This window comes from Dyadobacter sandarakinus, from assembly GCF_016894445.1.
In the GTDB taxonomy this organism is placed as follows: domain Bacteria; phylum Bacteroidota; class Bacteroidia; order Cytophagales; family Spirosomataceae; genus Dyadobacter; species Dyadobacter sandarakinus.
Genome location: NZ_CP056775.1, coordinates 3,994,767 through 4,007,893 on the forward strand (window position 1 = coordinate 3,994,767; position 13,127 = coordinate 4,007,893).

10 protein-coding genes are annotated in these 13,127 nt (G+C 51.6%); 8 read left to right on the forward strand and 2 right to left on the reverse strand.

All coding sequences use genetic code 11. From position 1 onward, the window contains the following. Positions 1 to 66: 66 nt before the first annotated feature. Positions 67 to 930, forward strand: a complete 864-nt coding sequence (gene prmC, locus HWI92_RS16160; protein WP_204657178.1) for a peptide chain release factor N(5)-glutamine methyltransferase — start codon at positions 67 to 69, stop codon at positions 928 to 930. A gap of 36 nt (positions 931 to 966) precedes the next feature. Then, positions 967 to 1,920, forward strand: coding sequence for an AAA family ATPase (locus HWI92_RS16165; RefSeq protein WP_204657180.1), 954 nt, complete (start codon positions 967 to 969; stop codon positions 1,918 to 1,920). A gap of 2 nt (positions 1,921 to 1,922) precedes the next feature. Here the strand turns inward: HWI92_RS16165 and yidD are convergent, their stop codons facing one another. After that, positions 1,923 to 2,132: a membrane protein insertion efficiency factor YidD gene (yidD, locus tag HWI92_RS16170; protein ID WP_204657182.1), complete on the reverse strand. Its 210-nt coding sequence runs from the start codon at positions 2,130 to 2,132 to the stop codon at positions 1,923 to 1,925. 49 nt (positions 2,133 to 2,181) lie between these two features. Between yidD and lgt the strand changes: the two genes are divergently transcribed. Continuing rightward, entirely contained in the window at positions 2,182 to 3,021 is an 840-nt protein-coding gene (gene lgt, locus HWI92_RS16175) for a prolipoprotein diacylglyceryl transferase (RefSeq protein ID WP_204657184.1), read from the forward strand. A gap of 72 nt (positions 3,022 to 3,093) precedes the next feature. Here the strand turns inward: lgt and HWI92_RS16180 are convergent, their stop codons facing one another. Continuing rightward, the gene (locus HWI92_RS16180; RefSeq protein ID WP_204657186.1) at positions 3,094 to 3,633 is read right to left on the reverse strand and encodes an RNA polymerase sigma factor; all 540 of its coding nucleotides are present in this window, start codon (positions 3,631 to 3,633) and stop codon (positions 3,094 to 3,096) included. 476 nt (positions 3,634 to 4,109) lie between these two features. Here HWI92_RS16180 and HWI92_RS16185 point away from each other — a divergent pair, with 476 nt between their 5' ends. Genes HWI92_RS16185 through HWI92_RS16205 form a run of 5 tightly spaced genes read left to right on the forward strand, consistent with a single transcriptional unit; the run spans position 4,110 to position 13,110 of the window. Then, complete coding sequence (locus tag HWI92_RS16185) at positions 4,110 to 6,035, forward strand: PfkB family carbohydrate kinase (RefSeq protein ID WP_204657188.1); 1,926 nt, start codon at positions 4,110 to 4,112, stop codon at positions 6,033 to 6,035. Beyond that, the gene (locus HWI92_RS16190; RefSeq protein WP_204657190.1) at positions 6,032 to 8,284 is read left to right on the forward strand and encodes a ligand-binding sensor domain-containing protein; all 2,253 of its coding nucleotides are present in this window, start codon (positions 6,032 to 6,034) and stop codon (positions 8,282 to 8,284) included. The genes HWI92_RS16185 and HWI92_RS16190 overlap by 4 nt, the downstream gene beginning before the upstream one ends. Positions 8,285 to 8,318: 34 nt before the next feature. Beyond that, positions 8,319 to 9,509 (forward strand): sialidase family protein, encoded by a 1,191-nt coding sequence (locus HWI92_RS16195; RefSeq protein ID WP_204657192.1) that lies wholly within the window; start codon positions 8,319 to 8,321, stop codon positions 9,507 to 9,509. Between the two features lie 10 nt (positions 9,510 to 9,519). Further along, positions 9,520 to 11,733: a hypothetical protein gene (locus tag HWI92_RS16200; RefSeq protein WP_204657194.1), complete on the forward strand. Its 2,214-nt coding sequence runs from the start codon at positions 9,520 to 9,522 to the stop codon at positions 11,731 to 11,733. Between the two features lie 6 nt (positions 11,734 to 11,739). After that, positions 11,740 to 13,110: a DUF3748 domain-containing protein gene (locus HWI92_RS16205; RefSeq protein WP_229248116.1), complete on the forward strand. Its 1,371-nt coding sequence runs from the start codon at positions 11,740 to 11,742 to the stop codon at positions 13,108 to 13,110. Positions 13,111 to 13,127: the final 17 nt, after the last annotated feature.

Below are 13,127 nucleotides of genomic sequence, written 5' to 3' on the forward strand. Positions count from 1 at the left end.
GAATGCAGCTTTCGGGAGTTCCCATAATTTGCTAACTTTCCGACATTGCATTAAAAACACCTGAAAATGACTTCGGCACGTCAGCTTTATCAACATATATTAAAAGCCATTCAAGTTTATCCCGAGAAAGAAGCGCAGGCCATCACCTTTATGCTGCTGGAACATTATATGCGCCTGCGGAACATTGATGTGCTGGTCGACCGGCCGATCCCGCCTACTACTGCGCAGCCCGATTGGGAAAGCATTATCTCGCGACTGAATAACAATGAGCCCGTGCAGCATATCATCGGCTCCACGGAGTTTTGCGGACTCGAATTCCGGGTTTCTTCGTCGGTACTGATTCCCCGTCCGGAGACTGAAGAGCTGGTGAGGATGGTAACCCGCGACTATGCTGAGCCCGATAAGGATATATCTATCCTGGATATCGGCACCGGGAGCGGCTGTATCGCCATTGTGCTGGCGCGCTTCCTGCCGCATGTGACCGTACATGCGTGGGACGTATCCGACGAAGCATTGGAAGTAGCCCGCGAAAATGCCCGCCAGCTGATTGCCGACGTGAAGTTTGCCAAGCAGGATATGCTCAATGTAACTTTTCCGTTGCCGGGAGATATTATCAAGTTCGACTGCCTGGTAAGCAACCCGCCTTATGTGACCTACTCCGAGCAGGAGCATATGCGTCCCAATGTACTGCGTTTTGAACCCCAGGTAGCGTTGTTTGTGGAGGATAGTGACCCTTTGCTTTTTTATAAGGCCATCGCCGACTTTGGTGTTTACCATTTAAAAGAAAATGGCAAATGCTATGTGGAAATCAACGAGCATTTCGGGCCGGGAACAAAGGAGGTATTTGAGGAAAGGAATTACAAAAACGTTGAGATCCTGCGTGATATCAATGGAAAAGATCGCTTTGTGCGGGCGATATGGGCGTCGTGATCTACCCTGAAAAGGGTTTATGTTAAACATTTATCCATGTATATAGAGAAAATAAGGGAAGTACTGGACGAGATGGGTAAGGTTGTAGTGGGCCAGGATAAGCTGCTCAACCGCCTGCTCATCGGGCTCTTTACCGGCGGCCATATTCTGCTGGAAGGTGTACCGGGACTTGCCAAGACATTGACCATCAATGTCATGTCGCAGGTACTCCACCTCGACTTCAAACGCATACAGTTTACGCCCGACCTGCTGCCTGCCGATTTGATCGGGACGATGATTTACAAACCTAAGATCGGTGATTACGAGGTTAAAAAAGGGCCGATTTTCTCCAATATCATCCTGGCCGACGAGGTCAACCGGTCGCCGGCAAAGGTGCAGTCCGCACTGCTGGAAGCCATGCAGGAAAAGCAGGTGACCATTGGGGATGAAACCTACCCGCTCGATAAACCTTTTCTGGTACTTGCCACGCAGAACCCCGTGGAGCAGGAAGGAACCTATCCCCTGCCCGAGGCTCAGATCGACCGATTTATGATGAAGGTCTTTGTGGATTATCTTGACAAGACCAATGAGCTGGAAGTCATGCGCCGGATGTCGGATATCAACTTTGACTACCAGATCCGCGCGATCCTGAACAAGCAGGATATTTTTGCGATCAGGGAAAATGTGAACCGGGTAAATATGTCCGATACGCTGGAAAGGTACATTATCGAGCTGGTATTTGCCACCCGCCGCCCGCTCGACTATGGTCTGCGCGACGAAGCCCGCTACATTCAGTTTGGCGTGTCCCCCCGTGCCACGATCAACCTTAACCGTGCCGCCAAGGCGCTGGCCTACCTCGAAGGACGGGATTATGTACTTCCTGAGGACATCAAGGAGCTCGCGCCCGACATCATGAACCACCGGATCCTGCTCAACTACGAGGCCGAAGCCGACAATGTGCGCACCACCACGATCATCGATTCTATTCTCCGGAAAGTAGCAATCGGGTAAGTTCAGGGGACGGGGTCATGCCCGTGCCCGCCCCAGGGATGGCAGCGCGAAATGCGTTTCAGCCCCATCCAGCCGCCTTTGACAGCGCCGTATTTCTGCACAGCCTGAATCATATACTGGGAGCAGGTGGGCGTATAACGGCAGGCATTGGGAAGGTACGGAGACAATACGCCCTGGTAAATCCGCACCAGTGCCACGAGCAAAAATTTCATTTATGTTCTTGCGCTAAATAGTATCTTTGAAAGTAAACATTCCGATCGCATGATTTCGTATATTCTCTGGGATGCCAGTCCCGAAATCCTCACAATCCCCGAATTTATAGGTTTTGGTCCGTTTCCGGTGCGCTGGTATGGTCTGCTGTTTGCTGCCGGCTTCCTGATCGGGCAGCAGATCATGATCCATATTTTCAGAAAAGAGGGCAAAACACTCGAAGATATTGATGCGCTTACATTATATATGGTGCTCTCCACGGTCCTCGGGGCACGGATCGGGCATTTTCTGTTTTACGAGCCGGAGGTGTTATTTAAAAATCCATTGGAAGTGATCCTTCCACCCTATGCGGGTCTCGCCAGCCATGGAGCTGTGATCGGGATTATAACCGGATTATACCTGTACAGCCGGTCCCGGCAGGCAAAGGGACAAACGTTTTTCTGGGTGGCCGATCGTATGGTCATTACCATTGCACTGGGCGGTGCCTTTATCCGCTTCGGCAACCTGATGAATTCCGAGATCGTGGGAAAACCGACAGATGTACCCTGGGGCTTTATTTTTCTGCGCAATACAGAGTTTCTGAAAATTCCGCGGCACCCTGCGCAGCTTTATGAATCCATCTCCTGCTTTGTGCTGACATTCATCCTCTTCGCCATCTGGAACAAATACAAAGCCGCCACGCCACGCGGGCTGATGGTAGGTGTTTTCTTTGTCTGGGTATTTACACTGAGGTTCCTGTACGAATTCCTGAAAGAAAATCAGGAGGCATTTGAAGCTAATTATGCCCTCAACATGGGACAAATCCTGAGCATACCCGTGGTATTGCTGGGCATCTACTTTATCTGGCAGGCCAAAAGTCCCCGGATACCTCAGCAAACAGCTGTACACTAGGAATGTAAACAAAGAAACAGAAGCCTGAGCTTCTGTTTCTTTGTTTATGGCCGGGTAAGGTTTCTTTCTTGTTCAGACAGCTGCCAGATCTACCTTCTCCCTCAGGATCTGTTTTGCCTTTACCAGCTGGTTTTTTACAGTATTCTTGGAAATACGCAGAAACTCCGCGATTTCCTGGTATGATTTCCCCTCTTCCACATTCAACCGGAGGATGAGCTTTCTTTTAATCGAAAGTGACTCTACCGCTGCCTGCACCAGGCTGATCCTTCTTTCATCCTCCTCCTTACCATCCTCTGCTGCAAGGTTCATGTTTTCCATATAATGCCTGCGCAGCTGCTCGCTCTTTTCCATCTTCTTGAAATGGTCAAATGCCATATTCCGCAGACACGTAAAAAGGTAGGAGTTGAAATTATAGTCAGGCTTGATCTGGGCGCGCTTTACCCAGATCTTAATAAATACGTCCTGCACCATGTTTTCGGCTTCTTCCTCGTCTTTCAGCAGGGAAAAAGTAAACCGGAGCGCAGGCGCTTTGTAATAGTTGTAGAGTTCCGCAAAGGCAGCTTCGTCGCCTTGCGTTACTTTGGTGAGGGTACATTCATCGGGATAAGCCACGGCAGTAGTTTTTTACGGTAAGAAAGGGTAAGAGTTCAAGCGTAATCAGTATGGACATTCTGGAAAATTCCTTGGTAATGGATGTCGTAACTTGCTGATGACAATTGTAAATTCCGCGAATACGGTTTCTACTAATAAATCCTTCCGTGTGGCGTTGAGTCGATTGGCTTTTTAAATCTACACTGATTATTCCCGTGCAACTATCGCAACTTGCGTAAATCTATCTTCAATTTGCGCAAAACCTGTGGATTTAACCATTCTATAACAATAATTTTTTGATCCCTTCTTAAACGGGCATTTCCAGACTGTTTATGACAGACATTCGGGCAAGTCTGAACAGATGCGGCCTGCATTTCTTTACGATTTTTAACAATCAGGCTGAATCGCCCTGCCTTCAATAGCCTGCCCGCAAGTGCCGGGAGTATAATAGCCGGAACAGCCCCGTTTGCTTCCCGAACTTCCTAATGCCTTTTTTCATGGAACAAAGCCAGATCACCAGCATTCTTGAAAAGATTTCATCCGTTCGCATTGCCGTGTACGGCGATTTTTGTCTGGACGCTTACTGGGTCATGGACGAGCGCGGATCCGAAACTTCCATTGAAACCGGCCTGCCCGCCGCGGCTGTATCCCATGATTACTACTCGCCCGGGGGTGCAGGTAATGTGGTAGCCAACCTGGCGGCACTCTGTCCGGCCGAAATCAGGGTGATCGGGGTGATCGGGGAAGATATGCACGGACGGGAGCTGGCACGACAGCTGCAAAATCTGGGAGCGGATACCACATCTTTGTTTACCCAAACCGAACATTTCAGTACATACAGCTACCTCAAAAGACTTGATTCGGGAGAAGAGCAGCCGCGCATCGATTTCGGGGTCTACAGTAAAAGGAGCATTGAGACAGACCACTTGCTGCTTGCCGCGATGGAAGATGCCCTGCGTGCGTGTGACGCGCTGATCTTTAATCAGCAAATTACCGGCAGCATCAACAATGAATCCTTTATCGAGGGTGCCAACAGGCTTTTTGATAAATATCGACACAAAATCGTAATGATGGATTCGCGGCACTTCAATGCCCGGTTCCGGAATACGTTCCTGAAAGTCAATGACCATGAAATTGCCGCACTCGCTGGTGTGGTTACCAGCCCGGCTGATCACATCCCCCTATCCGATGTGCTTGTGTATGGAAAACAAATGCAGAACCATACGCAAAAACCCGTCTTTGTAACCTGTGGCGAGCGGGGCATTATTGCATTTGACAACCTCGGCCAGCATACGCTACCAGGCCTGCAGCTGAAAGGAAAACTGGACACCGTAGGTGCCGGCGATACGGCCATCAGTGCGATTACCCTGTGCATGGCTGCGCAGGTGCCCGCTGCCGAAGCTGCTGAGTTTGCAAATTTTGCGGCCGCAGTTACCGTACAAAAGCTGTTTACGACCGGTACTGCCAATGCCGGAGAGATCCTTCACATCAGCCGTGAACCCGATTACATTTACCAGGCCGACCTGGCTGCCAATGACCGTGCCGCGGTTTTCATGCCGGGTACGGAGTTCGAGCTTTGCGTACCTGAGGTCCTGGGCAGGCTGGGCCACATTCGCCATGCAGTTTTTGACCATGACGGTACCATCAGTACGTTCCGGCAAGGCTGGGAAGAGATTATGGAGCCTGTCATGATGCGCTCCATCCTGGGTGCGCACTATGAGACGGTAGATGCTGCTGCGTTTCATAAAGTCCGGCACCGGGTAAAAGAATTTATTCATGCAACCACGGGGATCCAGACCATCTATCAAATGGAAGGTTTGGTGGAGCTCGTGCGAGAGTTCGGTTTTGTCCCTGAAAACGAGATCCTGGACAAGTTCCGGTACAAGGAATTGTATAATGAAGGCTTGATGGAAATGGTGAACCTTCGCATCGCAAAACTGAACAGCGGGCAGCTTGGGCAGGAAGATTTTACGCTCAAAGGTGCCGTAGCTTTTTTGCAGGAGCTCAAAAGCCGGGGAGTAACCCTGTACCTCGCCAGCGGCACGGATGAGGAGGACGTCAGACGCGAGGCATCGGCACTCGGCTATGCGCACTTGTTTGACGGCGGCATTTACGGCGCACTCCGCGACTATACCAAGTTTTCCAAAAAGATGATCATTGAAAAGATCATCCGCGAGCACAACCTGCATGGCCGCGAGCTGGCAGTTTTTGGCGACGGCCCCGATGAAATCCGTGAGGGACGGCGGGCAGGTGGTATTTCCATTGGTATCACCAGCAATGAAGTGCAGCGCTTCGGCCATAATCCTGCCAAACGCCCCAGGCTCATCAAAGCCGGCGCCCACCTGCTCATCCCCGATTTTTCACAGTACCACAGCCTGCTGCACATGCTTTTTCAGGAAAGTAAAAACTTTACCACCGCATGATCCGGCTATTCTCCCGCTTTCTTGCCTGGACATGCCCTTTTCTGATCATCGCCACGGCTTGTGAGCAAAAGCAGCCTGACGATACGAAAGACAATGTCTGGCAGGACAAACCTTTCTGGCAGGAGTACCACGATGCTTATCCGGTAAGTGCCGGGGCCGGCACGAATGAGGTGAGAAGCATTGCAGCAGACCCGGCCGGAAACATTTGGATCGCCACGGCAGCAGGTTTTTTTACCAAACAAAAAACAACCCGTACCTGGACAGGCATTCCGCTAGGCAATGATCCCGGCCCTGCCTACCGCGTCGCAATCGACAGCAAGGGCATGGTGTGGCTGGGCGCGTGGGATGGATTATATCGTTATCAAAATGGAAAAACGATAAAACATGATGTCCCCAAAGGCCCCATATCCATGCTATGTGCCGCGAAAGAGGGTATGTATGCCATGGGCCCTCAGGGAATGTGGCTGCAAAAAGGGGATCAATTCATCCCGCAGAAAGGGCTGGCTGCCCGTTCCCTCCGGGACGTGGTTTCTGATGAAAAAGGCGGGCTCTGGATTGCTACCGACGCCGGCCTTTTTCATTGGCAGGATAGCAGTAGCACCCACTTTTACCAAACAGATCAGCTGATCAGCGGATACACAAAAGGACTTGCATACGATGCCGGTCACAAGCTTTGGGTAGGCGGACTCGGAGGCGTGACCGTGCGGAACACTAATGCCAGGGAAAAGGAATTGCGTGTAGCAGACGGCATTCCTTCGGTGTTCGTCACGACCGTCCGTCATGCGCCCGACAGTACGATGTGGGTCGGGACTGAAACCGGAGTTGTCCGGTACCTGCCCGATGGTTCGCACTCCCTGCGTTTTTCGAGAAGGTGGCTGCTGGACGACCATGTGAATGATATTGCATTTGACCGGGAAGGTACCGCCTGGATTGCGACACCTCAGGGCGTAAGTGCCATCAGGAAAAAGCGTATGACGCTGGCGGAAAAAGAGCTGTACTTTCAGGATGTACTTCAAAAAAGACATATCAGGGCGCCCTGGATTGCCGGGCAGGCGCATTTGCGAACTCCCGGCGATACCGCCTCCTGGGAGCCCGAAGACGATGATAACGACGGTGAGTATACGGGCAACTACCTCGCTATGGAAAGTTTTCGGTATGCGGCTACAAAAGATCCGCAAGCCAGGACCAATGCGCACAAGGCATTCGGATTTCTGAAACTCCTGCAGGAAGTGACCGGTACCGAAGGCTTTTTTGCAAGAACCATCATTCCCTCCGGCTGGAAGCAAATGCACGATGGAAACCGCACCTATACAAGGCAGGAACTGGCCGATGAGCTGGTCAAAGAGCCGCGCTTCAAGCCCGTGGAGGTCCGGTGGCACAAGTCGGCTGACGGGAAGTGGCTTTGGAAAGGCGATACCAGCAGTGATGAAATGTGCGGCCACATGTTTGGCTATTACTTCTACTATACCCTTGCTGCTGATGCCGCCGAGAAAAAAGTCATAGCCGCCCACGTCAGTCGCATTGTTGATTACCTGATCAAAAACAAGCTTAACCTTGCCGATGTGGATGGCAAGGCTACACGCTGGTCGGTATGGTCGCCTGACCAGCTCAACCGCGATCCCGAGTGGCTGCCCGACCGCAACCAGAACTCCATGGAAATGCTTGCCTTTCTGAAACTTGCCTATTTCATGACAGGCTATGCCCGGTATGAGCAACAATACCTGCATCTGATCAAAAAGGAGCAGTATCTCAAAAACATGTCCGCCGTCACCAGCCAGAACCCGGCTTGGCTGATCTATTTCGACCTGGTTCTGCAAGCCTATGTATACCCGATTTTGATCAAATGCGAGAAAGATCCGGAGCGGGTGTCCTTTTATAAAAAGCATATGGAACAATGGTATCAGCTCCGGCGCGGTGACCAGAATCCCCTGATCAACTTCATTTATAACTATTGTACAAACCGGCACGAAGAGGTTCAGCAATCTGTGAACTTCCTCGTGGATACACCCCTCGACCTGATCGACTGGCCAATTGACCACAGCAAGCGCGAAGATGTGACCATGACGAGAACGCCCGTGCTGGACGACCGGCAGGTAAGTCCGCTTCAACCCGCTAGCCTGCGTATGACTGTCCGGTGGGATAAAAATCCGTGGACGCTGGCCGGCGGGAATCCGCAGGTTGAGCGCGAGCCTGTGTTCTGGCTCCTACCCTACTGGATGGGCCGGTACCTGGGGCAAATTTCAAAATAACAATCCGTGTACATCCGTGCATTTGTGGCATAAAATGAAAAACCTGATTACGCTTCTCACCGCAACCATCCTGAACGCCCACCTGCTCTATGCACAGCGTCCGGCCATCACACAGGAAATGAATATTTTCCCGCATCAGGAGCAGCACGTTCACGGCAGCAGCCTGGTAAGTCTGCCCAACGGAGATATGCTTGCAGCCTGGTTTCAGGGGAGCGGCGAGCGCAATGCAGATGATGTGCGGATAATGGGTGCAAGATTGAAAAAAGGCACAATCAAGTGGTCCGAACCGTTTCTGATGGCCGATACACCGCATATTCCTGATTGTAACCCGGTACTTTTTCTCAATGCCCGGGGCAAAATTTTTCTGATTTGGATTGCCGTGCAGGCCAACCTTTGGGAACAATCCATCCTTCGCCTCAGGACTTCCACCGACTATGCCGGTGCGGGTGCGCCGGTCTGGAACTGGCAGGATAACATTTTACTGAAACCCGACGCCCGCTTTGCCGAAGAGGTTGTCAAGAAATTCAAAGAACTCCCTGATGACCACCATGGCTGGGCCGGGTATGCACCACGGTACGATAACCTGATTGCAGAAGCCGCCAAAGATCCCGTCAAACGCAGCATCGGCTGGATGACGCGCATCAAACCGCTTGTGGAACCCACCGGAAAAATCTTGCTCCCGCTTTATTCCGATGGCTTCAATATGTCCATGCTCGCCATTTCGGAAGATCACGGAAGTACCTGGCGGCCCGGTCTGCCGATTGTAGGTCGCGGCCCTATTCAGCCTGCACTTATCCGCAAAAAGAATGGAAATCTCATTGCTTTCATGCGCGACAGCGGAGATGCACCCTGCCGCGTGCATCGGAGCGAGTCAGCCGACAATGGTGAAACCTGGACTGTTTCTCGAAAAACAGAAATTCCTAATACAGCCAGCGTGGAAGCGCTGACGCTGCAAGACGGCAGATGGGCATTTCTGGGTAATGATATCAGTGAGGGAAGGTACCAGCTTACCCTCATGCTGTCCGATGATGAAGGCAAAACGTGGAAATGGAAGACCTATCTTGAAAATGATCTTTCCCGGCAGGGCAGCTTTTCATACCCGTGTATGATCCAGACCGCAGACGGATTGTTGCGGATCACCTACTCACACCACCCTGCCAAAGGAAAAAAGACAATCAGGTATGTTACCGTTGATCCTTTACAGATTTCTAAATCCAATCTTTAATTGTTTTATCATGCAAAAATTTACCCTTTCACTCTTTATCCTGATTACCCTTCCCTACCTGCTTCCGGCACAAAATACCGGTCAGCCTGTACATAGTGACAAGCCTTTCTGGCAGGATTACAGCATTAAGTTTTACGCCGATACCACCAAAACTTCCCTGCTGGAAGTCGCCGCCGACCGCAATGGAGTGATCCAGATGCTGGCAGCGGAAGGACTGCAGAATACGCGCGACGGGCGGTTTCAGTATCCCGGTACAGTAGGTGCGGATAATCAGTACCGGTTTATGAAAGACAAAAAGATCACTAACCTGACTTCCTACAATGATCAGCTGATATATCTGACGGATCAGGCTGTCATCAGCAATGCATGGGCCGGGTCTTTGTTCTGCCATCATCATCTGAAAGGTGCAAATCTCTTCGCCGGCAGCAGGGACTTTACTTTTCTGGTGTCTGACGGCAAAGCTTTGCAGCTGGTACGCGACTCCAAAACGCTGTGGAGCGGAAGTATTCCCGATGACGCCATCGTGGGCCTGCTTGGCAGCACTAGCGCAGCAGACTTCTGGATTTTGGGTAAAAATGCATTGTACCTCTTTACTACGGCCAATCAGAAGTTATCCAAAGTGCTCAGTGGCAGCAATTTTACAGCATTTGATCAGCTCGACCAAAGTATCTACATCGGGACCACGGATGGTTTTCTTGTTTTTGATATACTAAAAAAGCAAGGTGGCAACCTCATGCAGAAACTCCCCGTGACAAAGATTACCGCAGTCAGGAATGTAGGAGGAAAAATGTGGTTTGGGACAAATGAGGGCGCATTTGCGCTACGTACGGACGGCAGGTTTGATTACTACTATGGTGAGCGCTGGCTTCCGGGCAATGCGGTTTTGGATATAGAAAAAGGTCCTGCTAACTCGGTACTGGTGCTCACAAGCAAGGGACTGGGGCAAATTTGTTTTCAAAAAATGACACTGTCCGAAAAAGCTGCGCGTATGGAGCAGCAGGTCCGGGCCAGGCATATTCGCAATGGATTCAATGCAACCGTGGTCAATATGGAGCATGGCAAAATCGGTACGGGCTTTCTGGAAGACTCCGACAATGACGGATTGTGGACGTCCATGTACCTGGGTGGCGAGATTTTCCGGTATGCGGTGACCAGGGAGCCTGAGGCACTGCAAAACTGCCGGGAGTCGCTGGATGCCCTGGAACGGTTGTACAGCATTAATCCTGTACCCGGCTTTCCGGCCCGCTCTTTTGAACGTAGCGGGCACATTGCCGAACTTGGTGATCCCGAGCGCTGGCAGCATGCACCCGACAAGGAATGGGACTGGAAGTCGACCACGAGCAGCGACGAAGTGATTGGTCACATATTTGCATTTGGTGCGATGGCAGAGCTCGTGGATGATGCCGCTCTGAAAAGCAGGGCTGTGGTGCTGATAGATACCGTTATGTCGCACATCCTGAAAAATGATATGTACCTGATCGACTATGACGGGAAACCGACCATGTGGGGCAAATGGAACCCGAATTATGTCAATTCCTTTCCGGTGAATGTGGGCGACCGCAAGCTCAACTCGTCCAATATCGTGGCCATGCTGCAGACGGCTTACCATTTTACCAAAAAAGAAAAGTACAAGGCCAAGGCCATGGAGCTGATGACCCGCTATGGCTATCTTGAAAATATGATGCGCCCTATGCGTGTGATCGGGATGGCACCGGATGATGCCGACGAGCATGCCAAGCACATGTCCGACGGCTGGAACCACTCCGATGACGAAATGTACTTCCTGGGCTACTGGGGATTGTACCGCTATGCATTGAATGATTCGCTGAAAACGAAGTACAGGCAATCCATCATTGACCACTGGCAGGCCGAGCGTCCCGAAAAGGAAGGAGCCTGGAATATTTTCACGGCGCTCACGGGCACGCGGGAGTTTGACCTGAAAGAGGCTGCCTGGTACCTGCAGGAGCACCCGCTTGACCTTATCGACTGGGAGATCAGGAACAGTCACCGGAAGGATATTGAAAAGATCGAAATGAACTTCCGCAAACAAACAACCAAAGAAGTGCTGCCTCCGGACGAGCGGCCCATACAGCGCCATAATGGAAACATGTTTGCACTCGATCACGGAGGCAATGGTCAATCGGAGCACAGTGCCGGGGATATCTGGCTGCTGCCTTACTGGATGGGCCGGTACCTGGGCGTGATCAGCGCACCTCAGCAATAGTTTTTTATGCAAAATGTATTTACCCTGCTTTGTACCTTAGCAGTTACTTTATCTATGCCTGCCTGCAACTACGACCATCTCCAAGAAACCCAGGTCACCCACGACCTCTCCTACCACCATGACCTGGACAACAATGACAATTTTTCTCCGGATGGCAAGTGGCTGGCGTACGACACCCGCACGGACGAGGGCGGCATTGCAGCTTCGGGCAGGATTGAGCGGGTGAATATCGAAACAGGAGAAAAGCAGGTACTTTTTGAGATTTCCGGAAATACACCCTGGGGCCCGGGCGCGGGAGCAGTGAGTTACAGCCCTGTGCAAAATGCGGTGGTGTTCATCCATGGATTGCCGGCCACGCAGGACAATCCGTACCAGCAGTGGAGGCGCACAGGGGTAATTATTGAAGATTCCCGCCCTAACGTACCCATCTATATGGACGCGCGCGACGTCACGGATCCGTTTACGCCGGGAGCATTGCGCGGAGGCACTCACCGGCATGAATGGAGTGGAGACGGGCAGTGGATCGGGTTCACTTACAATGATGCTGTTTTAAAAGCATTGGAGGACCGCACCGGGCAGCGGCGCAACCTGCGGACAATAGGTGTTTCAAAACAGATACGAACGGTTGAGGTTGATAAAAATACGGAAAATGTGTCGGGAGCGTGGTTCAGTGTGCTGGTAGTGCACGTGGTGCCGGAGCCTGAACCCGGCAGTGACGAAATCAGTCACGCGGCGGGAGACAGCTGGATGGGTACGCATGGCTACCTGCTACCCAATGGAAAGCGCCAGATAGCCCGGGCATTTCTGGGTACGGTCCGGAGCAGGAGCGGCCGGGAAGTGAGCGAGGTATTTATTGTAAATATTCCCGATGATATCACGCAACCTGGCGAAGCTGGTCCGCTGGAAGGCACGAAGGATGACTTTCCGATGCCACCAAAAGGCACAGTCTGGAAACGCCTGACGTACACCGCCGAAAGCCTGCATCCCGGCTGCAAAGGCATTGTCAGGTCGTCGCCCGATGGCTCGCAGCTTGCATTTATTGCTGCCGATGTGCATGGTGTTGACCAGATTTTCCTGCTGTCACCATTTGGAGGACCGGCTACCCAGCTCACCAGGCACGAAACCAGCGTGACGGGGTACCTGCGCTGGCATCCCGATGGAGAGCATGTAAGTTATGTATACGAAAACAGGATTGTACTTTGTGAAACTGGCGAAAAACCCTTTGCGGACCGAATTGAAATACTTACCGAACCTTCGGCAGCTGCACCGGTAAGCCACGTCTGGTCGCATGACGGAAAGGTACTTGCATTTAACAAGCCTGTAAAAGACGAAAACGGGAAGGCAACCCAGCAGATTTTTGTGAAGCGCTTTGAATAGTAATTACTAAACGAACC